Annotated in this window: 20 protein-coding genes; 8 read left to right on the top strand and 12 right to left on the bottom strand. The window is 57.3% G+C overall.

The genetic code is table 11. The features are described from left to right. The 6 genes from hfq to ABNS66_RS12065 form a co-directional block, all read right to left on the bottom strand. Positions 1-215: RNA chaperone Hfq (gene hfq / locus ABNS66_RS12090; RefSeq protein ID WP_348655335.1), on the bottom strand; the 215-nt coding region annotated here is incomplete at its 3' end. A gap of 119 nt (positions 216-334) precedes the next feature. Beyond that, positions 335-1,249, bottom strand: a complete 915-nt coding sequence (gene miaA, locus ABNS66_RS12085; RefSeq protein ID WP_286836711.1) for a tRNA (adenosine(37)-N6)-dimethylallyltransferase MiaA — start codon at positions 1,247-1,249, stop codon at positions 335-337. 25 nt (positions 1,250-1,274) lie between these two features. Next, positions 1,275-3,110: a DNA mismatch repair endonuclease MutL gene (gene mutL / locus ABNS66_RS12080; protein ID WP_286836680.1), complete on the bottom strand. Its 1,836-nt coding sequence runs from the start codon at positions 3,108-3,110 to the stop codon at positions 1,275-1,277. Further along, positions 3,107-4,432, bottom strand: a complete 1,326-nt coding sequence (locus tag ABNS66_RS12075) for an N-acetylmuramoyl-L-alanine amidase (protein WP_204996177.1) — start codon at positions 4,430-4,432, stop codon at positions 3,107-3,109. The genes mutL and ABNS66_RS12075 overlap by 4 nt, the downstream gene beginning before the upstream one ends. Further along, entirely contained in the window at positions 4,429-4,890 is a 462-nt protein-coding gene (tsaE, locus tag ABNS66_RS12070) for a tRNA (adenosine(37)-N6)-threonylcarbamoyltransferase complex ATPase subunit type 1 TsaE (RefSeq protein WP_286836682.1), read from the bottom strand. Before tsaE ends, ABNS66_RS12075 begins: the two co-directional genes overlap by 4 nt. Beyond that, a complete protein-coding gene (locus ABNS66_RS12065; RefSeq protein WP_286836684.1) occupies positions 4,880-6,394 on the bottom strand; it encodes an NAD(P)H-hydrate dehydratase in 1,515 nt (504 codons plus the stop codon). The genes tsaE and ABNS66_RS12065 overlap by 11 nt, the downstream gene beginning before the upstream one ends. Positions 6,395-6,458: 64 nt before the next feature. Between ABNS66_RS12065 and queG the strand changes: the two genes are divergently transcribed. Beyond that, positions 6,459-7,538 (top strand): tRNA epoxyqueuosine(34) reductase QueG, encoded by a 1,080-nt coding sequence (gene queG, locus ABNS66_RS12060; protein ID WP_286836686.1) that lies wholly within the window; start codon positions 6,459-6,461, stop codon positions 7,536-7,538. Between the two features lie 2 nt (positions 7,539-7,540). Here queG and ABNS66_RS12055 read toward each other — a convergent pair whose 3' ends face one another. Beyond that, positions 7,541-9,385: an autotransporter domain-containing protein gene (locus ABNS66_RS12055; protein ID WP_286693950.1), complete on the bottom strand. Its 1,845-nt coding sequence runs from the start codon at positions 9,383-9,385 to the stop codon at positions 7,541-7,543. 204 nt (positions 9,386-9,589) lie between these two features. Further along, positions 9,590-10,135 carry an oligoribonuclease gene (gene orn, locus ABNS66_RS12050; protein WP_286836688.1) on the bottom strand — a complete coding sequence of 182 codons (546 nt, stop codon included), beginning with the start codon at positions 10,133-10,135 and terminating at the stop codon, positions 9,590-9,592. Between the two features lie 101 nt (positions 10,136-10,236). Here orn and rsgA point away from each other — a divergent pair, with 101 nt between their 5' ends. The 3 genes from rsgA to asd all read left to right on the top strand — a co-directional run bounded on the left by rsgA (position 10,237) and on the right by asd (position 13,053). Further along, complete coding sequence (rsgA, locus tag ABNS66_RS12045; protein WP_286836689.1) at positions 10,237-11,247, top strand: small ribosomal subunit biogenesis GTPase RsgA; 1,011 nt, start codon at positions 10,237-10,239, stop codon at positions 11,245-11,247. A gap of 91 nt (positions 11,248-11,338) precedes the next feature. Next, complete coding sequence (locus ABNS66_RS12040) at positions 11,339-12,163, top strand: rhodanese-like domain-containing protein (RefSeq protein WP_286836691.1); 825 nt, start codon at positions 11,339-11,341, stop codon at positions 12,161-12,163. A 38-nt stretch (positions 12,164-12,201) separates the two neighbouring features. Further along, positions 12,202-13,053: an archaetidylserine decarboxylase gene (gene asd / locus ABNS66_RS12035; protein ID WP_286836693.1), complete on the top strand. Its 852-nt coding sequence runs from the start codon at positions 12,202-12,204 to the stop codon at positions 13,051-13,053. 56 nt (positions 13,054-13,109) lie between these two features. Here the strand turns inward: asd and epmA are convergent, their stop codons facing one another. Both epmA and efp read right to left on the bottom strand, forming a co-directional pair. Continuing rightward, a complete protein-coding gene (gene epmA / locus ABNS66_RS12030; RefSeq protein WP_286836695.1) occupies positions 13,110-14,069 on the bottom strand; it encodes an EF-P lysine aminoacylase EpmA in 960 nt (319 codons plus the stop codon). Further along, entirely contained in the window at positions 14,070-14,639 is a 570-nt protein-coding gene (gene efp, locus ABNS66_RS12025) for an elongation factor P (protein WP_027874134.1), read from the bottom strand. 46 nt (positions 14,640-14,685) lie between these two features. Between efp and epmB the strand changes: the two genes are divergently transcribed. The 3 genes from epmB to ABNS66_RS12010 all read left to right on the top strand — a co-directional run bounded on the left by epmB (position 14,686) and on the right by ABNS66_RS12010 (position 19,610). Further along, on the top strand, positions 14,686-15,699 hold the full coding sequence (gene epmB / locus ABNS66_RS12020) for an EF-P beta-lysylation protein EpmB (protein ID WP_286836697.1): 1,014 nt from the start codon (positions 14,686-14,688) through the stop codon (positions 15,697-15,699). 70 nt (positions 15,700-15,769) lie between these two features. Next, positions 15,770-17,569, top strand: coding sequence for a hypothetical protein (locus tag ABNS66_RS12015; protein ID WP_286693945.1), 1,800 nt, complete (start codon positions 15,770-15,772; stop codon positions 17,567-17,569). Between the two features lie 34 nt (positions 17,570-17,603). Continuing rightward, positions 17,604-19,610, top strand: a complete 2,007-nt coding sequence (locus ABNS66_RS12010; RefSeq protein WP_286836699.1) for a GGDEF domain-containing protein — start codon at positions 17,604-17,606, stop codon at positions 19,608-19,610. Here the strand turns inward: ABNS66_RS12010 and serB are convergent. Then, on the bottom strand, positions 19,586-20,827 hold the full coding sequence (serB, locus tag ABNS66_RS12005; protein WP_027874138.1) for a phosphoserine phosphatase SerB: 1,242 nt from the start codon (positions 20,825-20,827) through the stop codon (positions 19,586-19,588). The two genes, ABNS66_RS12010 and serB, sit on opposite strands and share 25 nt — an antisense overlap. 179 nt (positions 20,828-21,006) lie before the next feature. Between serB and ABNS66_RS12000 the strand changes: the two genes are divergently transcribed. After that, the gene (locus ABNS66_RS12000) at positions 21,007-22,215 is read left to right on the top strand and encodes a hypothetical protein (RefSeq protein ID WP_286836701.1); all 1,209 of its coding nucleotides are present in this window, start codon (positions 21,007-21,009) and stop codon (positions 22,213-22,215) included. On the opposite strand, the gene parC is transcribed toward ABNS66_RS12000, so the two are convergent. Further along, the gene (gene parC, locus ABNS66_RS11995) at positions 22,199-24,460 is read right to left on the bottom strand and encodes a DNA topoisomerase IV subunit A (RefSeq protein WP_204996164.1); all 2,262 of its coding nucleotides are present in this window, start codon (positions 24,458-24,460) and stop codon (positions 22,199-22,201) included. The genes ABNS66_RS12000 and parC overlap by 17 nt on opposite strands. Positions 24,461-24,527: the final 67 nt, after the last annotated feature.

The following is a 24,527-nucleotide window of genomic DNA, read 5'->3' as shown; positions in this document are numbered from 1 at the left end:
ATCGGCAGGCGAACAACACGAGAGGGCACGACGGTGGAAATCGCGTGCTTGTAGACCATCTGGCTTACCGTATTCTTCAGCAAGACAACAAACTGATCGAAGGACTCAATCTGTCCCTGCAGCTTAATACCATTTACCAGGTAAATGGATACGGGAATCCGTTCCTTGCGAAGAATATTCAGATAAGGGTCTTGTAAGCTATGCCCTTTTGACATGGTAAGCCTCCTTGTCGCCCAACGTGGGCCAAAAAAATCGAGAAAAGATGCAAGTTGTTGACTACTTAGGATAGAACAAGTTCGCGCATCAAAGTAATTAGTTGGCAGTATACCGCAAGTCAATCGCTTATAGCATTGCCGAGCGCCCTTATAACCGTTTTTAATTGCTGGTCTCTGCTGGCATTCGTATCGAGCCAACACAGCTCCGGCCACGCGCGCAACCAGGTCATTTGACGTTTTGCCAACTGCCGGGTCGCGATCAACGCTTTTTCAAAGGCCGTATCAAGGTCGAAATCACCGCGCAGGTACTGCCACACCTGCCGATAACCCACCGCGCGCATAGCTGGCAAGTCATCTGTCAGGTCACCGCGCGCCATTAATGCCCGCACTTCATCGACAAAACCGTGCTCGAACATGTGCTGCAACCTCAGCTCTATACGGCGGTGCAGCTCGAGCCGATCGGACGGTGCGATGGCAAACTGATGACAATGCCAGGGCAGGGCGACCGCCTGCTGGCGCGCGCGCCACTCAGTCATCGTAACCCCGCTGACGCGATAAACCTCCAGAGCTCGACTTAGGCGCTGACTGTGATTGGGGTGAATAAGGGCCGCGCTTTCCGGGTCGACTCTCGCCAATTCGGCGTGCACAGCCGGCCAGCCTCCCTCTTCGGCCATCAGCGCTATCTCGGCGCGCACTGCAGCGTCAGCGGCGGGCATATCGGCGAGCCCTTCGAGCAAGGCCTTGAAGTACAACATGGTTCCCCCAACCAGCAGGGGGATGCGCCCGCCATCCTGTATTCGCTGCATTTCGCGCAACGCATCGCGACGAAACTCCGCCGCCGAATAAGCGTGACTGGGCTCGCAGATATCAATAAGGGCATGGGGGTATCTGGCCAACTCATCGGCACTAGGCTTAGCGCTGCCAATGTCCAAGCCGCGATAAACCAATGCCGAGTCCACACTGATCAACTCACAGGGCAACTCGTCGCACAGCGCCATTGCAAGATCGGTTTTGCCGGAGGCGGTCGGCCCCATCAAACATAAGGCCGGCGGTAACTGATCAACGGCCACGCAGAAACCACTTATCGAGTTCAGCCAACCCCACTTGCACCCAAGTGGGGCGCCCATGGTTGCACTGGCCACTGCGCTCGGTGGCTTCCATGTCGCGAAGCAGAGCGTTCATTTCCGGGATAGTCAGGCGGCGATTCGCGCGCACCGAGCCGTGACAGGCCATCGTGGAGAGGATCTCATTGATATGGGCGGCAATGCGGTCAGAGCTGCCATATTCCAACAGGTCGGCAATCACATCCCTCACCAGCTGTTCCACCTGACTGTTTGCCAGCATAACCGGCAACTCCCTGACCACCAGGGACTCTGTCGACGCCCGTTCCACCGACAAACCAAGCTCGGAGAAAACCGCCGCGTGCTGTTCTGCACAGTCGGCCTCGCGCTCACTGACCGCCAGGCTCTGCGGCACCAACAGTGGCTGACTACGCAGGCCCTCGCCCTCTCGGGCTGCTTTCATGCGCTCGTAGGTAATGCGCTCATGCGCTGCATGCATGTCCACCAACACCATGCCCTCGGCGTTTTCGGCCAGGATATACACCCCTTTTAACTGAGCCAAGGCGTAGCCCAGGGGCGGAATTTCCGCATCCGGGCTCCCCCCCATCGGCTCTTGCAAGCGCTGGTAGGCCGGTACCTGATCGGCAACCCTGCCCGGCGCGAAGGCATTTTGGCTTTGATAGCCGCCGCTGTGCATTGGCGGGGTCGGCGCGGTTGACGGCGCACCACCCTCCGCTTCGCGCAAGGGCATCGCCGACTGCTGTTGGGGCATATCCCGCAGGGGTTCGGCGGTATTGCCAGGCAGCGCGGCATTTTGTGCCACGGTATCCGGGCGCACATCGGCAAGGGTTTTATGTAAGGTGCGGAAAATAAAGTCGTGAACACTGCGCCCGTCGCGAAAGCGCACTTCGTGCTTGGTGGGGTGCACGTTGACATCGACCAATGCGGGATCGAGCTCCAGGTAGAGCACAAAAGCAGGGTGACGACCGTGAAACAGCACGTCGCGGTATGCCTGGCGCACCGCGTGGGCGACAAGGCGATCGCGAATATAGCGACCATTCACATAGAAATGTTGCAAGTCCGCCTGACTGCGCGAAAATCCCGGCAAGGCGACCCAGCCCCACAGGCGCAAACCGATCGCAGAGCGGTCGATGAACAGCGCATTTTCCATAAACGCCGGGCCACAGACTGCCGCCAAACGGCGTTCTTGTTCCAGCTGACTGGCAGCTGGCTTTAAACTGTGCACGGCCCTGCCGTTGTGGCGCAGTGAAAAGCCCACGTCAAAGCGCCCCAGCGCCTGCCGCTTCATCACCTCATCCAGGTGCCCGAACTCCGTCTTTTCGGTGCGCAGAAACTTGCGCCGCGCGGGCGTGTTGAAAAATAAGTCGCGCACCTCAACGGTGGTACCGCGCGGGTGGGCCACTGGCTCGAGCACCGCGCTCATATCACGCCCTTCCGATCGCGCCGCCCAGGCGCTCTCTGCATCTTCGGTGGCACTGCTAAGGCATAGCCGCGACACCGAGCTGATACTCGCCAAGGCCTCGCCGCGAAATCCCAAGCTCGCCACAGATTCCAGGTCGCTTAATTCCGCTATTTTACTGGTGGCATGGCGACTTAGCGCCAACGGCAGATCGTCTTTCGCGATACCGCTACCGTCATCGCGAACGCGGATAAGCTTAACGCCGCCATCTTCAACCTCAAGGTCGATACGGCGCGCACCAGCGTCGAGGCTGTTTTCCACCAATTCTTTTACAACAGAGGCTGGGCGTTCTACCACCTCGCCGGCGGCAATTTGGTTTGCCAGGCGAGGGTCGAGCAATCTGATATGGGTCATTTTGTCGCTGGTATTTGGATTTTTTGACCGACGCGAATACTGCTGCCGGATAAACCGTTGTGACGCTGGAGGTCAGCAACGCTGATGTTGTGACGCGCGCCAATGGCCGACAGTGTGTCGCCGCTGGCAATCACGTATTCTCTCGCCCCTTTAGGCTTGGCGGCATCGCCGCGCTTCACCGCAGCAAAGTAGGTATCGGGCGGCGGGCTCTCGCGAAAATAGCGGTCGATACCTTCGAATATCGCTTGCGCCATTTGATTCTGGTAGCGGCTGGTCTTGAGCTTGCGGGCCTCACCGGGGTTGGAAATAAACCCGGTTTCAACGAGCAGAGACGGAATATCGGGGGACTTCAACACCGCGAAACCCGCCTGCTCAACGCGCTTGCTATGCAGCCGGGAAATTTTGCCCATTTCGCCCAATAGTTGCGCGCCAACACTCAGGCTCGCATCAAGGGTCGCGGTCATCGAAAGGTCGGTCAGCACGCCGGCCAGCACATGGTCTTTGTCAGACAAACTGACTCCGCCCACCAAGTCAGCCTGGTTCTCACGCTTGGCGAGGATTCGCGCCGATGCACTGGTAGCCCCGCGCTTGGACAGGGCATACACCGAACTGCCATTGGCGCTGGAATGGGTAAACGCGTCGGCGTGAATCGATACAAAGAAATCCGCCTGCGCCTTGCGCGCAAGCTGCCGCCGCTTCGCCAATCCCACATAGTAGTCACCGTCGCGAATCATCACTACGCGATAACCGCGCTTGCTTTTAAACTTGGCTTCAAGCTTCTTAGCGATGCGGAAAACCACATCTTTTTCCTGCAGCCTGCCTGGCCCAATGGCGCCCGGGTCTTCGCCGCCGTGCCCGGCATCAATGGCAATGACCACATCGCGCTGGGAGCTTTGCTCAACACTTTTGACTACCGTGGGCTCAGTGCCGCGTTGCTGGTCGAGAAAATCGACAACCAAGCGGTCACTTTGGCCGGCGCTGGCGGGCAGCAAAAAACTGCGGACCTGCACACTTTTACTCAGATCGAACACCACCCGCAGCTTGCCATCCGGCTTCTCCGCGTGACGCAAGCGCACGATGGGGCTGTTTTCAAATTCGGGAATGGCGCCGCCCACATTGAACCGCGCTTTAGAGAGGTCAACAACCAGTCGGTCGGGCTTATCGAGGGTAATGACTTCATGACTAACGGGAGCAGACAGATCGAAGACCACTCGACTATGGTCCGGCGCCCGCCAAAAGCGAACGTCGCGCACCTCTGCTGCACTGCTCAGCGTGGCGACCAGCATAGTCCAGAACAGAACAACAATATGGATGGGTTTCATAGCGCTTTTATCTGCGTAACGATGCGACGGCCACGCTCACTGAGAGCTTGCACAACAAGGCGGCGACCGACTCCCTGTTGTTCGATGTTAACCTGTATATCCGGGCTTGGCAAAACACCCGCGCCGCGCTCCGGCCATTCAATTAACGCGATGCTGTCGTCGGAAAAATAGTCTCGAAGCCCCATATACTCGAGCTCTTCCGGGTCGCCTAAACGGTATAAATCAAAGTGATAAACCGTGACAGTGGCAAGCTCATAGGGCTCAACCAGTGTATATGTTGGGCTCTTCACGGCCCCGGTGTGTCCATAGGCATGTAGGACACCCCGGCAAAAGGTGGTTTTACCCGCACCGAGATCGCCGTCGAGATAAACCACCGTTGCCATTTCCAGACAGCGACCCAAACGCTCACCCGCGGCAACGGTTTCAGCTTCGTTTGCCAGCTGAATTTCAATGTCCATTCATCACTCCGCGCAATTGCGCCACTAAGTCCATCGCCAGTAAGCCTCGCTCACCGTGTTGTGCCGCTCTATCGGCCGCGCGGCAATGCAACGCCGCCGCAAGCCGGCAAGCAGTAACGGCGTCGAGGTGCTGAGCGAGCAGGGCCGCGATCATACCGCTCAACACATCCCCCATTCCACCGCTGGCCATTCCGGGATTTCCCCCTTCATTCACCCAGCAGGTCACGCCGTCGCTAATAACCGTGCCCGCCCCCTTCAACAACACCACCGCCCGATAGCGCTTGGCCAGGGCCTTGCAACTGCTAAACCGGTCTGCTTGCACCTCAGCAACAGAACATTTCAACAGGCGCGCCGCCTCTCCTGGGTGAGGCGTCATGACGCGAATTCTATCTGGCTGCTGGGCGCATTGCTCGTCGAAGCGGGTAGCATCGGCAGCGAGAATATTGAGTGCATCGGCATCAAGCAATAAGGGGGCCTGCGCTTGCAGACAATCATCGAGCAAGGTCTTGCCCCACACCTGCTGCCCAAGGCCGGGCCCAACAGCGAGCACCGAAGCTCGCCCCAATGCCTCAGCCCATGCCTGTGCATCCGCCCCCGGGTATGCCATGACCTCCGGGCGCTGCGACAACAGCGGCGCCACGTGCTCTGGTCGCGTTACACAAGAGACCAGCCCCGCGCCGCAGCGCGCCGCCGCCGAGGCAGCCAACACCACTGCCCCGGCTGTGCCGTAGTCGCCACCCGCAACCAAGACGTGGCCATACATCCCCTTGTGCGCGGCGACGGGGCGCTGCCCCCACTGGCGCAATTCGGCATCCACATCTGTGCGCCAGGCTGACGGCTCAGTGTGCTCAAATATACGCGCCTCAATGCCGAGTCCATCGAGACGCAACGCGCCGCAATGCTGACTGGCCAGCCCGGTAAACAAGCCCTGCTTCCAGGCGATAAAACTCAGCGTTAGCGACGCCTTGATCGCTAAACCTTCGTGCATCCCGGTATCGCAATTCAGGCCCGAGGGCGCGTCGATTGCCAGCACGGGGCAGCCAGCGGCATTAATCGCCTCGATTGCGTGCCGGTACTGCCCCCGCAGCGGCCCTGAAAATCCAGTACCGAGCAAGGCGTCCACAACCACCGCACCGGCTGCCGGCGACTGCCCGTCCCACAGCTGTACATTCACCCCGGCGTCGCAAGCCAACTCCCTCGCAATATTGGCGTCTCCCCGAGAGGTTTCGCTGAAGGCCCAGCAGCGCACCGCCATCCCCGACTGGGCCGCCAACGCGGCCACGATATAGCCATCGCCACCGTTATTACCGCCACCGCAAAAAATATCGATAGGACTATGCTGAGGCCAGCGCTGCTGCAAACAGGCGAATGCTGCCGCCCCGGCCCGATGCATCAATTCAAAGCCCGGCGTACCGGCAGCGATCGCTTTTCGATCAAACTCCTGCACCTGCTCCGCTGTGTACAGAGCCAAAGACCCAGCCGCCGCACGCATTGATCGATCCATTTCCCGCTCCCAGGCGTGTAGAATATCCTTCCATGATAGCGCGCATCCATTTTGCAGGCAGCCCATGAGCAAAGTACTCAGCCCAGAGGCCCTGGCCGACCTCGCCACACAGCTAAAACAGTGGGGGAAGGAGCTGGGGTTTGCCCACATCGGCATTGGCCCGGCGGAGCCTTCACACCACGCTGAACGGCTGACGCAGTGGCTTGCAAAGGGCTTTCACGGAGAGATGCACTACATGGCAGAGCGGGAGTCCCTGCGCCGCGCCCCTGAATCCCTGCTCCCCGGTACACTGCGCGTCATCAGTGCACGCATGGATTACCGGCCGGAGGCCAGCGATGCACTGCAAATACTCAAGCAAGCTGACAAGGCCTATATTTCTCGCTACGCGCTGGGCCGCGACTATCACAAGCTGATTCGCAAACGACTGGCACAGCTCGCTGACCGCTTAGGAGGCCAGCAACAGCGGGCCTTCGTCGATAGTGCGCCGGTGTTGGAACGCGGCTTCGCTGAGCAGGCCGGCTTGGGGTGGATCGGCAAGAACACAATGCTTATTAATTCGCGGGCAGGTTCGTGGTTCTTTCTGGGAGAAATCTACACAGATCTCGCCCTTCCCATCGATCCGCCGCAGGAAACCGGCCACTGCGGCAGCTGCCAAGCTTGCTTGGACGACTGCCCAACACAGGCCATCGTCGCCCCTTATCAAGTCGATGCCAGACGCTGTATTTCCTACTTAACTATCGAGCTAAAGGGCGCCATTCCAGAGGACTTGCGACCCGCGATGGGCAACCGCGTCTTCGGCTGCGACGACTGCCAATTGGTATGCCCGTGGAATAAATTTTCCCAGCCAACCAGCGAGCCGGACTTCGCCCCTCGCCATCAATTAGATGACCGCGAGCTGCTCGACCTGTTTCTTTGGACCGAAGAGGAATTTCTGAGCCGCACAGCGGGCTCGCCGATACGGCGCATCGGCTACCAACGCTGGCTGCGCAACCTCGCTGTCGGTCTTGGCAATGCACCGTTCAACCCTGACATTGTTGCCGGCCTAAAAAAACAGCGGCCACAGGCAGAACCCATGGCCGCTGAACATATCGACTGGGCCCTGGCGCGGCAACAACACACCGACACCCTGGCCCACTCACACTGAGTTTATAGCGGGCGCGAGAAACTGAAGATCAGTGCTTCCCGACCTTCTGCCTCGTCACTGTACTCAACACTGGCCGCAATACGGGAGCTACCCAGTGCCGCGCTGATGCCGACACTGGCCTCGACGTAATCTTCGCCATCCTCACGATACGACGGCATTTGATAATCACCGAAACCGAGATTGCGATTGCGCCCGGTTACCGTCTCGTCATGATCTTCCATTTCCGTCGCTGCAAACACTTCGGCAAAGCCGCGCACACCGTCGCCCAGTGCCACCCCTGCCAACAGCCCGGCTCGGAATACCTGGCTGTCGCGGCGCTGCTCACCCCACTCGGTATTGGCCACCGCCGCACCCGATTCACGATAGCTATCAACTTCAGCTTTCATCCAACGCCAGCCAACAGCGGGCCGCAGTGAGATACTACTGTCGCCAAGAACTTCGTAGCTAAGCAGGCCATCGAGATGCCAGCCGAAACCATTCGTGCCACCTTTGGCCGTTAAGGTCTGCGGCCCCAGCTTGACGTCCCGGTCGAGGCTGTCGTAATCCACCACGCTCAAGCCCGCGGCACCTTGCAACAACCAACCGCCATCGCGATAGCTCAACAGGCCGCTAAGCCCAACACTCGTCGCCGAAAAATCCGTGCGCGCGGATTCTGACTCGTGATCGCCAAAACTGAGCACCACCGCAGAGTCGAGCTGCTCACTCAAGGGGCTGCTAAAACCGATATTCAAGCTGCGGCTATCATTTTCAGCAACGCGCTCTGCGTCCAGGCCGACACCGCTGATCGTCCACCGCGATTCGCCCGGAGAGGCCTGCTGCTGGCGCCGCAATTCCGTTGTTGCACCGCGCTGACTGCGCACAATGTCCAAACCGAGCTCCGGAATCAGGCCAACGTCTTGCGGGCCATTCACTACGCTAATGAGGTAGTCACCCGTAATTGCCCCCATCTGCGCCGTGGGGTGCACGCCGTCATTGAAGATCAGCACATCCGGGTTGGGGTTGCTGCCATCAATGCCGAATATCGGGTGCTCAACACAGTCATTGCCTGAATCGTCAAAGCACATATAACGCTGATCGAAGCCAGCCAGCGGCCCAAACGCGGGGTTGGTGCCGCTGACGAAGCCAAAGGCCTCGGCATTATCGGAAACGTAGCTGATCAACCCCGCCAGATCGACGGGAACGAGGTTCGCGCTGCCAAAAGCAGAAAATGCCTCCAGCGCACTGTTATAGCCGGCAGCACCTGCCGAGGCGGCCGCCGCACTGCCCGGCGCACCGAGGTCCTGAGCCTGCAATGCCGCCGTCTGACCGAGGTCTGGCAAGTTAGCGAACAGAATATAGTTCGCCCCGGCGTCACTCAGCGCTTGTGCAGCCGCAAGCAGCGTGCGCGCTGAATTAATAATAGACGCCTGATCAGTGGCCGTGCCGTTTAAAAAGTCGTTACCACCGCCATCAATTAGCACCAATGCATCGGGGTCGATACGCGGGGTCTCATTGAGAAAAGCCTGACGTGCAACCGCACCGCCGGCCGGTAGCGCCAGACCCGTGCCGTTAATTGAGTTGAGTATATCTGCGGTTTCATAGCCACCGACCGCCCAGTTTGTGCCACCCGCAGCGGCCGGCGCACTGAGCAGCGTTAAGGCTTCGCCCAGATATTGCGGCGCAATACGCGCATAGTCTCCGACGGTGAAGTCGCCATTGCCATCGCCCACGCGGTTGGTAAATCGCAACCCGAGGTTGCCGCTATCTAACAGGCTGTCGCCGAAGATGTATAAATTGCTGTAGCTGACGTCAGCATGCACCGGCAACGCCAGCGCAGCCGCTATGCTTAAAGGAAGGAGTTTTTTCATTGTGGTCCCCACGTATTATTGTTTTCACCAACACTGTTGCGCCCGACAATTCGCTGCACTAATAGCAACATAGCAGAGCTTTTCAACGATGCTTGGTTCTGTTGCCAGTCAACGCGACTGACATACATTATTTAATACGTGGTTTTACTTAAACGGGTTCGAAAAGCTTCGAAATAGTATTGAGAAGCTGGGATTTTCCAGCAATTACTGAAGACGAAGAAAATGCTCCCGGTAGTATTTCAGCTCGGCAATTGAGTCGCGAATATCATCCAGCGCCAAGTGGCTGGCTTTTTTGCTCAGGCCACTCATCAGCTCGGGGCGCCAGCGCCGCGCCAACTCTTTGAGCGTACTGACATCGAGATTGCGGTAGTGGAAATACGCCTCCAGCTTGGGCATTTCACGCGCCAGAAATCGCCGGTCCTGGCAGATGCTGTTGCCACACATCGGCGAGGCGCCCTTATCGACATGCTTATCGAGGAACTCCAGCGTCAGCCGCTCGGCCTCCGCCACCGTCATGCAGGTTTCCTTCACGCGCTTGATAAGCCCTGACTGCCCGTGCTGAGCCGTGTTCCACTCATCCATACCCGCCAGCACTTCATCGCTTTGATGGATCGCCAATACCGGCCCTTCGGCCAGCGTATTCAGCTCCGGGTCGGTCACGATTGTGGCAATTTCAATAATGTGATCGTTCTGAGTATCCAGACCGGTCATTTCCAGATCAATCCAGATTAAATTCATCGCCTTGGACATTGCCTCACCTCCACAGAACAGAAATCTCCCTTACCGGGCAGTATCTGCTGGATTGTAACAGCTCATACGTTAATATGAGCGCTGTTCACGCAGGGTCGGGCATGAGTAAACGCCGAATAAGCCGCCAGCAGAGATGGCGCATAGAAAAAATTCAATCTGAACGCAGCGAACGCGCACGCCGCAGGGCCGCCGATACTGAGGCAGCGTTGAGCGAGGGCGAGCTGGGTGACGAACAAACCGGCATTGTTGTCAGTCACTTCGGCCAACAGCTGGATGTTGAAGGACAAACCGGCGAACAGCAGCGCTGTCACGTCCGCAGTAATATCGACGGTTTGGTCACTGGTGACCAGGTCATCTGGCGACCGGGCAAGCCCACTGGCGTAGTGGTTGCTCGCGAACCTCGCCGGTCACTACTGTCCCGGCCCGACAACTTCAATCGTTTAAAGCCTGTCGCCGCCAATATTGACCGTATTGTTATCGTAATTGCGCCCGAGCCGATGGCCCACGCCAATCTGATCGATCGCTACCTTGTCGCGGCAGAACACAGTGATATTACGCCGGTACTGCTGCTTAATAAGTCAGACCTCATCGACCCGGAGGGCAACGCCAGCTTACTCAACATGGTGCAGCGCTATCGCGACATCGGCTACGACGTGCTCACCGCGTCCTGCGCCAGTGAAGGCGGCCTCAGCGACTTAAAAGCGCTGCTGGACGGCCATATCAGTGCCTTTGTCGGCCAGTCTGGTGTCGGCAAATCCTCGCTCGTCAACGCCTTATTACCCGGCACTGACAGCCGAGTCGGCGCACTCTCAGAGGCCACAGCCAAGGGGCGCCACACCACCACAACCGCGCGGCTTTACCACTTTCCCGGCGGCGGCAGCTTGATCGACTCACCGGGAATTCGTGAGTTTGCGCTGTGGAACCTTGAGCCAGAGCAGGTTCTGCAAGGGTTTAAAGAATTCCGGCCGTTTATCGGCCTGTGCCGTTTTCGAGATTGCCAGCACCAACAGGAACCGGGCTGCGCGCTTCGCGAGGCTGTCGAGGGCGGTGACATCACTGCGCAGCGCTTCGCCAGCTACCAACAAATTATTGCCAGCATAAGCGGCGATTAACGGCAGCGGCGAGCTCAGGAACTGCTGCGACAGAGGCATCGCAGCACCGCCGCGCTAGCTGTTACAATCCGCCGAAACAGGAGGGAACGCTATGAGTGACTTACCACTACTTATTGAGACCGAAGCGCTTGTATCCGCGCTTGACCAGCCAGATTTGCTGATTGTTGATACCAGTAGCCGCGACAACTACCTCCGCCACCATATCCCCGGCGCCGTGCATATTGCCCCCTCGGAACTACAGCGCGGCGAAAAGCCGGCCGTCGGTAAAATTCCCCGCGAAGCGGACCTACAGGCGCTGTTCTCGCGCATCGGGCTCCGCCCCGAACACCATGTTGTTGCCTACGACGACGAAGGCGGCGGCTGGGCTGGACGCCTGATCTGGACCCTGGATGCTATTGGCCATCACAACTACTCCTACCTCAATGGCGGTTTGCACGCCTGGCTAGCCGGTGGCCACCCAACCGAAAACGGCGAACACGACGTGCCCAGCAGCGACATCAGCATCCATATTGACAGCACGCCAATCGCGGAGATCGAAGGCTTTATCAACCTTCTTGGCAATAGCCAGCTCGCCATATGGGATGCTCGCAGCGCCGAGGAGTATCGCGGTGAAAAAGTACTGGCTGCGCGGGGCGGCCACATTCCCGGCGCCGTCAACCTAGACTGGCTGGCACTCATGGACAAAGACAATGACTTCCGCCTGAAAGACCTTGGCGAACTGGAAGCCCAGTTGCAGGCACTGGGCATTACCCGTGACCGCACCGTTATCACCCACTGCCAAACCCATCACCGCTCGGGCCTGAGCTATCTATTGATGAAGATACTTGGCTACCCCCATATCAAGGCCTATGACGGCTCGTGGGGAGAGTGGGGTAATCGCGACGACACGCCTATCAACACCGGCGACGCTCCCTAGAACATTCTTTTATACACTGCCAATGTAGAGGCGACATCGTGAACACTGTTTTTATTATTCTGCAACACCTGCTTCCCCAGCATTTATTGTCGCGCCTTGTCGGGCGGCTGGCGGAGTGTCGCAGCCCTTGGCTAAAAAACATCTTGATCAGCCAATTCATCCGGCAGTACAAGGTCAACATGGAGGAAGCCGCAGCGGACAGCCCGCAGGACTACGCCAACTTCAATGACTTTTTTACCCGCGCGCTGCGCGATGGCGCGCGCCCAATCGACGACAAAGCGGAAACCCTGTGCTGCCCAGCGGACGGTGCCATCAGCCAGTTAGGTCGCATTCACGACGGCCGTATTTTTCAGGCCAAGGGCCAGGACTACAGCCTGAATACCCTGCTCGGTGGCGACGAGGCGCTCAGCGAAACCTTTCGCGATGGTAGCTTTGCAACTATTTATCTGTCTCCCCGCGACTACCACCGTGTTCACATGCCGATCACCGGCACCCTGCGCAGCATGACTTACATCCCCGGCAAGCTGTTTTCAGTAAACACCACTACCGCTGAAAGCGTGCGCAGCCTTTTTGCTCGTAACGAGCGGGCGGTGTGTATTTTTGATACCGAGGCCGGCCCGATGGCAATGATTTTGGTGGGCGCCATGATTGTCGCGGGCATTGAGACGGTATGGGCGGGCCAGGTTGCACCCCCTCCACGGGAAATTACCACCCGCCAGTACCAGGAAACTGAAGCCGCACCCGTACTGCAAAAAGGCGAAGAAATGGGGCGCTTTAAACTGGGGTCAACGGTGATTTTGCTATTCGGCAAAGACCAAGTGGATTGGCTGGAGCAGTATGAAGCCCTAACCCCCACGCGACTTGGCGAGGCCCTGGCGCGTCGACGCTAGAAAACCCGCCCCCAACCAACGAGTCGGCTTTCGCGCCCGTGTAAAGCCCCGCTGGATCACACCCGGTCCAGCGGAAAAGCCACAACCTCGTCGATGCGCGAGCTGCTTGTCGCCAGCATTAATAAGCGGTCCAGCCCCACGGCAACACCACAACATTCGGGCAAACCGGCCTGCATCGCCGACAGCAGGTTGCGGTCAATCGGCGGCAATGTTTGACCGCTTGCCTTACGCTGCTGGTGATCGCGACGTATGCGCTGCAGCAACTCACCGGCGTCGCGCAACTCGTCGTAACCATTCGCCAACTCTAAACCGCCACAGAACGCCTCAAAGCGCCGCGCGACCGATTGCCCCTGAGCATCAATGGCAATATTGGCAAGGGCGGCTTGCGACTCGGGAAAATCCACCACGAAGGTAATAGCCTCGCCGTCAAAGCTCGGCTCGACAACTGCCGACATGATCAACTGCAGCCAGGTATCACGCTCATCGCTCTCGAAGTTGATATCCATATGCTGTGAGGCACAGTCTCGCAAGGCATCGAGGCTGGCGGTATGGGGGTCCAGGCCTACCGCGCTTAAGAACGCCGACCGGTAAGTCATGCGCTCCACGGCTTTATCGCCAACGGCCAAGCGAATAACCGCAGCGACCTCATCCATCAGTGATTCGAGCGCTACACCCGGCTCGTACCACTCGAGCATCGTGAATTCAGGGTTGTGACGAGCGCCGTGCTCGCTGCCACGAAACGCCTTACAGATTTGAAAAATCGCGCCGCTGCCAGCAGCAAGCAGGCGCTTCATGGCATATTCGGGGGAAGTCTGTAAGTAGAAAGGATGGTCGCCCGACAGCGGATTTGCTGTGGCAATGGCGTCAATATGGGGGTCGGTTACCGGCGAAGAGGCCAGCAGTGGCGTTTCAACTTCCATCACCCCGCGCTCGGCAAAGCGGGTGCGTAGCGCAGCGTATAGCGCGGCCCTGCTGCGCAGGGCCGCCATCGACGCACTGGGGCGCCAGTCTCTCAATTAGCTTTTCACCCGGCTAACGTATTCACCGCTGCGGGTGTCAACGCGAATCACTTCACCCTGGCTGATGAACAGCGGAACCTTCACCACGGCTCCAGTGCTCAGGTGGGCCGGCTTGGTACCACCCTGCGCGGTATCGCCTTTCAGGCCGGGATCGGTTTCGACAATTTCCAATTCCACGAAGTTTGGCGGAGTCACCGACAGGGGCGCGCCGTTGTACAGGGTCACGGTGCAAACGTCCTGCTCTTTCAACCATTGAGCGGCATCGCCAACAGCCTTCTCATCGGCTTGTACCTGCTCGAAATTGGTGGGGTCCATAAAGTGGAAAAACTCACCATCGCTGTAGAGGTATTCCATTTCATGATCCATCACGTCGGCGCCCTCAAGGGACTCACCCGATTTAAACGTACGCTCCCACACCCGTCCGGTGTTAAGGTTGCGCAGCTTCACGCGATTGAACGCCTGCCCCTTTCCGGGTTTTACAAATTCATTGTCTAGAATTGAACAGGGCTCACCGTCGAGCATCACTTTCAATCCAGAGCGAAATTCATTGGTAGAATAGCTGGCCATGATTATCCTCAGCGACTGGGCTTTAGCGTATTTTTAAAAGGGCGACATGATACCTCTTAACGCGCCACATTGGCAGACTACAGATTGGCAACAGCAATACCGCGACATGATCCGCAGCCCGGAACAGCTCTGGCAGCGGTTAGCACTCGACCCCGGTGACCGCCCGGATATTCAGACTGCGCTTGCCGACTTTCCATTGCGCGTCACCGAGGCCTTTGTCGCAAAAATGCAGCCAGGCGACTGGAGCGACCCTCTGCTGCTGCAAATATTGCCACAAGCACAAGAGCTGAACGATCAGCCCGGCTACAGCAATGACCCCTTGCAGGAAGCGGCCAGCAATCCAGTACCCGGGCTTATCCACAAATACCGCGGCCGCGTCCTGATGGTGACCACCCCCGCCTGCGCCGTTCACTGTCGCTACTGCTTTCGCCGCGCCTTTCCCTACAACGACAATCGCGCAAGTCAGGACGACTGGCGCGCGGCGCTGGACTATATCAGATCTCACCCTGAGATAAATGAAGTTATTCTAAGCGGCGGCGACCCCCTGTCGGCACCGGATGACTACCTTCACCAGCTTGTTGACCGCCTGGCGGCCCTGCCACAAATCAATACCCTGCGGCTGCACACACGCCTGCCACTGGTTTTACCAGCGAGAATAACCCACGGGCTGATTGATGCCCTGACGCGGCCGCAATTACACACCGTCATCGTTGTGCACGCCAATCATCCCAATGAGATCGACAGCGACACTGTCACCGCACTGCTAGAATTAAAGCGGGCCGGATTCACGCTTCTCAACCAGAGCGTGCTGCTTAAAGGAGTGAACGACTGCGCAAAAACACTGACTAGCCTGAGCAAACAATTGTTCGACTGCGGGGTTCTCCCCTACTATCTGCATGTGTTGGACAAGGTTAACGGCGCAGGACACTTTCACGTTGACGATGCCAAAGCGCAACAAATTATGCAGCAGTTATTGGCCTCGCTGCCCGGCTACTTAGTGCCGCGACTGGTTCGCGAGGAGCCCGGCCAGCGCAGCAAGACGCCACTTGCGCTACGCTAATTAAACGCGTAAAAACATATACTTATTTACCATCGCAGAAGTGATGTATCGCGATTGATAACGGAATGCCATGAACAGCACACCAAGCCTGCTGGTACCGCTGCCGGAAATTAACCGGCACCAACACAGCCTCTTCAGCCTGACGGCATCGGCAGCCGGAAAGTGGCTGGAGACTCTGCCGCGCGCCAACCTTGGCGAAACCACTCGCCGTTTGTATCAAGCGCTGAGTGAGCTCAGCCATGTTCGCTGCAAGGGTCGTGACCGCTTTGAAGTGCTCGAAAAAATTCGCCCCCATGTGCATTACATTACCCGCGGCCTCTCGCAACACTATTTAAACAAGCCCATTGTTCTGCCCGAGAAGTCTGAAAAAATCGTTCAGTTGGCAGACACGCTAAATACCTTGCTGGCACTCGGCTACTGCCAAGCCTTTGTAAATTTGGAACTTGAATCCAGACTGCTCAAACCTAAAGAGACGCTGGCAACCTGCCTGCATCGCGCGTTAACCGAGTACAGCTGTGTGTTGGTTCGCAGCTACCAGCTATACCGCACACCACCACGGCGGTTTTGGCAAAACCTCCACCACATCTACCACAGCGCACAACTGCAAAAGCTCACCAAGCAGCGCATTGATGATCGCAGCCAAGGCGGCGGCACCGTCGAGCAGGCCTATTTACGACCACTCATTTTGGCCTGCAGCCGCTGCTCGCAGCTTTCCCAGCGCTATATCGAACAAGTCTTTTTCGGCTTGCGATACTGGAGCAGCGAGATTGAACTGCGCAGTAAACGCCTTGAAAGCTGCGTTTTCTTACTCGACCCCGAGCAAGACGCTCCCCCGGTCTATCGCGAGCTGGCCGACAAAGCGCCCAGCCCCGGTTGGCTGGGCATCGACACCTCCGCCCTGCAAGGCGGCAGCGCCAAGTTGCTCAGCAAAATCCCTGGCAGCAAACTCAGCGTTGAATTTAAGCTACCTGAGCACGTGCTCAGCCAGTTGAGCATGGCCTGGAGCGCCGCGACCCTGCGAGCCGCAGAGCGTATTCCCTGCGATGAGACGGCGCTCATTACCGTGGGAATGAACCCAACCCACTACTTCGCGGCAAATCAGTCAGACTTTGAGCTGTTCGAACTTGAGGGCAGTGACGCCAGTTCGAGAGCAGACCCGTACAACAACAAACCCCAAAACTCCGACCCGTGGGCAGGCAGCGGCGGCCGCGACACGCGCGACTACGATATCAATGACCACTGGCACGAGGGGCGCAGCGAGCGGGCCGCGGTCGAAGATATTTCCTATACCTTGCCCCAGACCCAAAATGGCACCGGCAAGAGCGAGAGCCACTATCACTACCAGCGCGCTCGCCTAATGGACAGCAGCACCTCCGGATACCGTATTGAGTGGCCGGATACTATTGAGACCCGGATTCGTACTGGAGAAGTTATCGGTGTAAAAACTGACGACTATGAAAACTGGCGAATAGCCGTTGTTCGCTGGCTCAGAAGCGACGAAAGCCATCAAATGGGCGTTGAAGTGATTGCGAGCGCGGCAACGGCCTACAGTGCCAGAGCGATGCAATCTGGCCTGGCTTCAGGAGATTTCCAGCGAGCCCTGCTCATTCCCGGTCGGGACAGCGGCCCCCTGGTGATGCTAACCAACATCACTGGCTTCGCAACGGGGCAGACGGTAGAACTGATTCGCCCCGGCCACGTTATGCGTATAAAACTCGATGAGATCGTCGACAGCTCAACGGCATACAAGCTGTTCGCGTACACAGACACCAACCGGCAACAAACAAGCAGTGTCGACCGTATTGTGGCAAAACGCGATGACGACGATGACAATGAAGGCGACTTCAACAAGCTCTGGGATATTTTGTAAGCGCCGTACCCGGCGACGTCAATGTTGAGGAATTATGGCCCGCACCTCCGCGATAAAATTGCTGCTTATCGGCTTCAATGACGACAATGCTGAAGACATCATCAGCACATTTCGCCGCGCCGGCAAGGTCGCCCATAGCAAGCTGATTAACGACGGCAAAGAGCTGCAGGAGCAACTCAGTGATAGCCACTGGGACTTAGCATTCTTCGATGCCGTGCACTCCAAATTATCGATTGCGCAGTGCGGCCAGATACTCAGACACGCCAACGTCGATCTGCCATTTATCTACCTCAGTGACGACGAAAACATCCCACTGCCCGACACTTCAGTCAGTTTGGTGTTGAGCAACCAAAACCGCGCGCGCCTGCTGTTTTTTGCGCAGCGAGAACTTGAAGCACTGGCAAGCCGCAGAGAGCTCGATGCCACCAAAGCGGCGTTGCTTGAAGAGCAGCAACGCAATGCACTGCTACTGGATTCGCACCAAGATGCGGTTTGCTATATCACTGACGGCATGATTATTTATGCCAATACGCTGTTCTGTCAGCAAGTCGGCCACGACGACCTGGACGGTTTTCCTATCGTCGATTTGATTTGCAACAAAGATCAAGATCGCTTTAAAAACGCCCTAAAAAAGCAGCCAGGCAACAGTGACGGCAGCACGCTGGAAATTAGTTTTTTAAGTAGCGACGAGCAAGAGCTAAAAAGCTCGGTCACCTGCAATAACGCGAGCTACGACGGTGAGGCCTGTGTACAGCTAACCCTGCACGAAGCTGGCAGCGGCGCCGCCACCGGCCACCTCGACGCGACAACCGGGCTGGCAAATCGCAAGCACTTTGCACAACTACTGCAAGACTTCGTCGACGCGCAGCGAAACAGCAATAGCTCACTCATCGTGCTGCAACTCGATAACTTCGACAAGTTCCGGCGCGACTTAAATCTGCACAATACCGAAACACTAATTCAGGCCTTGAGCGAGCGTCTTCAAGCATTAATCCCGGCGCAGTACTACGGTCGCATCGCCGACGATCTGTTCGCAGTGATCGCCCACCATGTTCCCAGTCAACGGGCCTTAGAAACCAGCCAAGAAGCACTAAAGGCCATCGAGTCTGAGATTATTGAGGTAAAAAAACAGTCGCTGCAATGTCACTTTAGCGCAGCGATTATGCCCATTAATCACCTCACCACGCCCCACGCTGCGACGTTGCTTGACCAGTGTTTTGAGACGGTGCAAAGCATCGCAGCCGACGGTGGTAACGCTGCCGAAATTTATCACCGCGACCGCCAGCAGCTGCAGCGCAGTGATGAGATAAGCACACTTATTGAAGAGGCTTTCGCCGACCAGCGCCTGCAAATTCTGTTTCAACCCATTATTAATCTCAGCGATGCCGAGGGGGATTACTACGAAGCCTCGCTGGATATTAGAGATTGGCAAGAAGGCGAAGTGACCGCAGGGGAAATGCTGCGCGTTGTAGAGAAGGAGCCGAACAACAATAAGCTCGATCGATGGATTGTGGTTGAAACAACCAAGGTCTTGGCGAAAAAGCGCGCCGCTGGCGAGGATACAAAATTAACCATCAACCTCAGCGGCAATGTCTTTCACGATAGCGAGTTTTGCTCATGGCTGAGCGTCGCCATGAAAGCCGCCGGCCTTCCCGGTAGTGCGCTGATACTGCAGTTTAGCGAAGAGAGCATTGCCAGCTCGCTGAAGCCTGCTCTGGATTGCTGTCGCCAGTTGGAGTCGCTGGGAATTGGGCTAGCCGTGCGCAACTTCGGCCGCAGCCAAGACGGCAATAAATTCCTGGAACACATTAAGCCCGCGCTGATTAAACCCGGCGTGCGTAAAACCGACAGCCTGAGCGCCGATGAAATCAGAGAGATCATCCAGGGTGGTCGCCAACTGAATAGCCGCGTACTGATTCCCAACGTCAGCAGTGCCGCCAGCCTGGCCGTGCTGTGGCAACTCGGCCCTGACTTTATTCAGGGCAGTTATGTGCAAGACCCATCCACGGAGATGTCTTACGAATTTGCTGCCTTCGGTTGAGCGGAAGGGCTGCTTAGGCGGTCACTGATTCCCAGCAGGTACAATATGCTGTCTAAGCCGAGGGTAGAAATCGACTGTTTAGCGTTCTCGCGCACAATCGGCTTGGCGCGGAATGCGATCCCCAGGCCCGCAATGCTCAGCATAGGCAGGTCATTGGCACCGTCACCCACCGCGATCACCTGCTCCATGTCGATACCTTCTCGCTGGGCAATTTCACGCAGCAGTTCGGCCTTGCGTTGGCCATCAACCACTACCCCGCTGACCTCGCCGGTAACACGCCCCTCTTCAATTGCCAGCTCGTTGGCATAGACATAGTCAATGCCAAGACGCTTTTGTAGGTAGTGACCGAAGTAGGTAAAACCACCAGACAAAATGGCGGTTTTATAGCCCAGTTTCTTCAAGGTGGATACCAGACGTTCGGCGCCCTCGGTGATTGGTAAACTCTCGGCAATACCCTCCAACACCGATTCATCCAAGCCTTTCAAAAGCGCGACCCGGGCAGCAAAGCTTTCTTTAAAGTCGATCTCTCCGCGCATCGCGCGCTCGGTGATCTCCGCTACTTTTTCGCCAACGCCGGCTGCGCTGGCCAGCTCATCAATCACCTCAGCTTCGATCAGCGTCGAATCCATATCAAAGGCGACCAAGCGACGCGTGCGGCGGAACATACTGTCTTCCTGGTAGGCGATATCAATATCCATCTCGCTGGCGAGCGTAAGTAGCTCGCCACGAAAATCGGATGCATCAGCCAAATTGCCTCGCACAGAGAGCTCCACCGACGCCTTCGACTGCTCGTCCACACCCTCCAGCGGCACCCGTCCAGACAAGCGGTCAATGCGGTCGATATTCAAACCATAGCGTGAAACGATCTCAGTGACGTGGGCGATATGCTGGGCGCTGATTTTACGCGCCAGCAAGGTCACAATGTGGCGCTGCTTGCCCTGCCCGGCTACCCATTGCTGGTAACTGTCGGCACTCACCGGCAAGAAGCGCACTTGCAGCCCCATTTCATGGCAGCGGAATAAAACATCCTTGAGAATACTCGCCGCTTCCGTTCCCGAGGGCAGGGACACCAGCAGGCCCAGTGACAGCGTGTCGTGGATCACTGCCTGACCAATATCCAACACCGCCACATCGTGGTCAGCCAGAATACCGGTAATGGAACTGGTTACGCCGGGACGGTCGTCACCAGCAATATTGATCATGATAATTTCGTTCACACTGCCCCCTTGGTTTGGCGCTATTGTAGCGGGAGTGCCGCGCCTGCCCAAGCACTGCTGACAGCGGAGGTGACTTTCTGCCAGCGCTTTTGCACGAGATCTGAGGAAAATGCACTTTACCCGCTAACAGCCTTGTTATACTCCTGCCAGGCAACCACTCTCTCAGCGGATAAACAAACATGCTAAAACAGCTTCTGCGCCTATCCCTAGCGTCGAAATGCGGCCTTATCGCTGCGCTGATATGCGGTATTGCCGGCCTTACCCTGCTAATTACCAGCATGACCGCCAGCAAGCAGATCCTGCTAGAAACCACCCGCTTGATCGGCCAGCAGTGGACCAACCAACTTGCCTCCCAGAGCCAGCAAGCGCTGTTGCGCAATGACCGCGTCAGCCTGCAGGCCATATTGCAGGACTATATCGAAAGCCCTCTCATCGTGTACGGCAGCATTCAAAATGCGCGCGGCGAAGCCGTCGCGGAAGCCGGAACCTGGCGGGACGACCACCTGAACTACCAGTCAGCCGTCGCTGCAGACGGGCGTCTCGGGCAAGTCAAACTGTCGTTGAGCAGCGAGCTAATTGGCAATGAAATACGCGATCTCGGTAAAACGCTGTTATTGCTCACCGCCATCCTCTGCTGCTTGAGCTATGCGCTGATCGCCGTACCCATGCTCGGCATTGAGCGCCATTTGGATAGGGCCCGCGCGCGCCTTGCCCAACCGATCAAAGACGATGAGAGCCTCTACCCCGGCCAAGATGCACTCGGAGAGCTGCTAAATGAAATACATAATCCCCAGATTCGGCTGATGCAGGCCGGTGAAAAACGCTACCGCGACTACTACATACTGCACTGCCATTGGCAGGCCTATGACGACCTGAAAGAAAAAATGACCGCGGAACGCTTTGAGCAGCAGCTGCAGACGGCGTTTGCCCGCAGCGAGGCCATTGCTCGCCTCTACCACGGTGAACTCATACTGACTCGGCACAACGCCGTCACGCTGCGCTTCTTCCAATTGGACGGCTGCGACGCCCCACTGTTTCGCGCATTGTGCGCCGCAGAGCTACTCCACAAGCTGGACCGCAGTTTAAAAATTCGCCCGGGTATCGCCCGCGTCTGCAGCGAGGGCAGTGACTGGCACTGCCAGGCAGATGAATGTGCGGCTATTGACCGGCTGCATATCACCACCGCCGAAGGCGAAGGGATCTGGCTGGACAACAACTGCTGCAACCACGAGCGCCTCGATGCCTGGGCAAGCTGTCGAGGCAACCGCGTGGGAAGCCTCAAGTCGCCCTACAATGAGTTACTGGAGCGCCAGCACAGCCAGCTGAAGTCGCTCGACCTGGAGCAACTGCAGCGTCGCCCCAATGGCGGCGCTACTGCTCAGCACTAATCAGCTCAACGCCATCAACTTTCTGGAAGCCACGCGGCAATTTGTGGCCACGGCGACCGCGCTCACCCAAATAGTGCTCAAGTTCCGAGAGTTTTAAAGACAGGTGGCGCTTGCCAGAGAGCACCTTAATGCTGTCGCGACTGCCCATTACCACCGTTGCCACCACATACTCTTCTCGGCTGGCGACGCGTGCGCCGGGAATACCAATCAGCTTGTTGCCTTTGCCACGCGCCATAATCGGCAAATCAGTGACGGGGAAAACCAACATACGGCCCTCGCTACTGATCACCACGACAAAATGCTCTTCAAGCCCGGCAACCGCAACCGGCGACATTACCTGACCACCCTTAGGCAGGGTCAGGGTCGCTTTACCGGCTTTGTTTTTACTGTGTAAATCACCCAGCTTGGCAACGAAGCCATAACCCGCATCGGAGGCCAGCAGGTAATAACTGTCGTCGCCCCCCATCATCATTCCGCAAAAGCTCACGCCCGACGGCGGGTTAATGCGCCCAGTCAGGGGCTCCCCTTGTCCTCGAGCCGATGGCAGTGTGTGAGCGGCGACGCTGTAACTGCGCCCGGTGCTGTCCAAGATCAATACGGACTGGTTACTGCGCCCCCTCGCCGCCAAATTGAAACGGTCGCCCGACTTATAGCTAAGAGCAACAGGGTCAATATCGTGGCCTTTGGCCGCGCGAATCCAACCCATTTCCGACAAAACAATGGTTACTGGATCAGCGGAGACGATATCCTCTTCCGCAAAGGCCTTCGCCTCGTTACGCGCCACCAGCGGTGAACGGCGCTCGTCGCCATATTCTTCTGCCGCGGCCAATAGCTCTTTGCGCACCAGCGTTTTCATTCGACGGGTGGAGCCAAGCGTCTGCTCGAGCTGGTCTCGCTCGGCCGACAGCTCTTCCTGCTCGCCGCGAATTTTCATCTCCTCGAGCTTGGCCAAATGACGCAGTTTCAGCTCTAGGATGGCTTCGGCTTGCGTGTCACTTAAACCGAAGCGCTCCATAAGCACAGGCTTCGGTTTATCCTCTTCACGGATAATGGCAATGACCTCATCGATATTGAGGAACGCGACCAATAAACCATCGAGAATATGCAAACGCTTGAGAACTTTATCGAGACGGAATTCCAAACGCCGGCGAGTGGTATTAGTCCGAAACTCCAGCCACTCTCCGAGAATACGATCCAGGCTCTTTACCTGCGGCCGGCCATCAATGCCGATCATATTCATGTTGACCCGATAACTGCGCTCCAGGTCCGTGGTGGCAAACAAGTGGTTCATTAGCGCTTCGGTATTCACCCGGTTAGAGCGCGGCACGATCACCAGCCGGGTCGGATTTTCGTGGTCGGACTCATCGCGCAGGTCGACCACCATTGGCAATTTCTTGGCCTGCATTTGTTGGGCAATTTGCTCCAACACCTTGGAGCCTGAGGTCTGGTGAGGCAACGCCGTAATAACGATGTCGTCGTGTTCCTCCTGCCACACCGCCCGCATTCTCAAGGAGCCGCGCCCGGTCTCATAGATTTTTCGAATTTCGTCAGCGGGCGTAATCAGCTCGGCATCGGTAGGAAAATCCGGGCCCTTCACGTGCTCACAGAGTTCGGCAACGGTGGCCTTGGGCGCATCGAGTAGATGAATGCAGGCACTCACCACTTCCCGAAGATTGTGAGGGGGGATATCGGTGGCCATTCCCACCGCGATACCGGTGGTACCGTTCAGCAGAATATTGGGCACCCGCGCGGGCAGCATGGCAGGCTCATCAAGCGCACCGTCAAAATTCGGCACCCAATCTACAGTGCCCTGCCCCAACTCGCTCAGCATGACTTCGGCGTAGCGCGTCAACTTGGATTCGGTATAGCGCATCGCCGCAAACGATTTGGGGTCATCGGGAGAGCCCCAGTTCCCCTGACCGTCAATCAGCGGATAACGGTAAGAGAAGTCCTGAGACATGAGCACCATAGCCTCGTAGACCGCACTATCGCCATGGGGGTGGAATTTACCGATAACATCGCCAACGGTGCGCGCCGACTTCTTGTATTTTGCGCTGGCCTTTAATCCCAGCTCACTCATCGCATAGACAATTCGGCGCTGAACAGGCTTTAAGCCATCGGCAATATTCGGCAGCGCGCGATCAAGAATAACGTACATGGAGTAATCCAAATACGCCTTCTCGGTATAAGATTTTAATGGGATCTGCTCAACGCCATCGGCGCCGATCACGATATTGTCAGACATAGATTTAGCCAGTTCCTCAAATGTTCAGCATTCCCGCAGAATGCCCCATACGTGTAATTACGAAGCG

Origin of the sequence: uncultured Spongiibacter sp., assembly GCF_964011655.1 — a bacterium.
Taxonomy (GTDB): Bacteria; Pseudomonadota; Gammaproteobacteria; order Pseudomonadales; family Spongiibacteraceae; genus Spongiibacter; species Spongiibacter marinus.
Note: the sequence above shows the minus strand (reverse complement) of the source record. Positions and strands in the feature narration are given on the sequence as shown.

Excerpts from the sequence above, each read along its gene's own strand:
- parC (WP_204996164.1), bottom strand. The coding sequence starts at position 24,460 with ATGTCTGACAATATCGTGATCGGCGCCGATGGCGTTGAGCAGATCCCA.
- ABNS66_RS12055 (WP_286693950.1), bottom strand. The coding sequence starts at position 9,385 with ATGAAAAAACTCCTTCCTTTAAGCATAGCGGCTGCGCTGGCGTTGCCG.
- ABNS66_RS12010 (WP_286836699.1), top strand. The coding sequence starts at position 17,604 with ATGGCCCGCACCTCCGCGATAAAATTGCTGCTTATCGGCTTCAATGAC.
- queG (WP_286836686.1), top strand. The coding sequence starts at position 6,459 with ATGAGCAAAGTACTCAGCCCAGAGGCCCTGGCCGACCTCGCCACACAG.
- mutL (WP_286836680.1), bottom strand. The coding sequence starts at position 3,110 with ATGACCCATATCAGATTGCTCGACCCTCGCCTGGCAAACCAAATTGCC.
- ABNS66_RS12065 (WP_286836684.1), bottom strand. The coding sequence starts at position 6,394 with ATGGATCGATCAATGCGTGCGGCGGCTGGGTCTTTGGCTCTGTACACA.
- ABNS66_RS12000 (WP_286836701.1), top strand. The coding sequence starts at position 21,007 with ATGCTAAAACAGCTTCTGCGCCTATCCCTAGCGTCGAAATGCGGCCTT.
- miaA (WP_286836711.1), bottom strand. The coding sequence starts at position 1,249 with ATGGGGCCGACCGCCTCCGGCAAAACCGATCTTGCAATGGCGCTGTGC.
- epmB (WP_286836697.1), top strand. The coding sequence starts at position 14,686 with ATGATACCTCTTAACGCGCCACATTGGCAGACTACAGATTGGCAACAG.
- ABNS66_RS12040 (WP_286836691.1), top strand. The coding sequence starts at position 11,339 with ATGAGTGACTTACCACTACTTATTGAGACCGAAGCGCTTGTATCCGCG.
- efp (WP_027874134.1), bottom strand. The coding sequence starts at position 14,639 with ATGGCCAGCTATTCTACCAATGAATTTCGCTCTGGATTGAAAGTGATG.
- rsgA (WP_286836689.1), top strand. The coding sequence starts at position 10,237 with ATGAGTAAACGCCGAATAAGCCGCCAGCAGAGATGGCGCATAGAAAAA.
- tsaE (WP_286836682.1), bottom strand. The coding sequence starts at position 4,890 with ATGGACATTGAAATTCAGCTGGCAAACGAAGCTGAAACCGTTGCCGCG.
- ABNS66_RS12075 (WP_204996177.1), bottom strand. The coding sequence starts at position 4,432 with ATGAAACCCATCCATATTGTTGTTCTGTTCTGGACTATGCTGGTCGCC.
- ABNS66_RS12015 (WP_286693945.1), top strand. The coding sequence starts at position 15,770 with ATGAACAGCACACCAAGCCTGCTGGTACCGCTGCCGGAAATTAACCGG.
- orn (WP_286836688.1), bottom strand. The coding sequence starts at position 10,135 with ATGTCCAAGGCGATGAATTTAATCTGGATTGATCTGGAAATGACCGGT.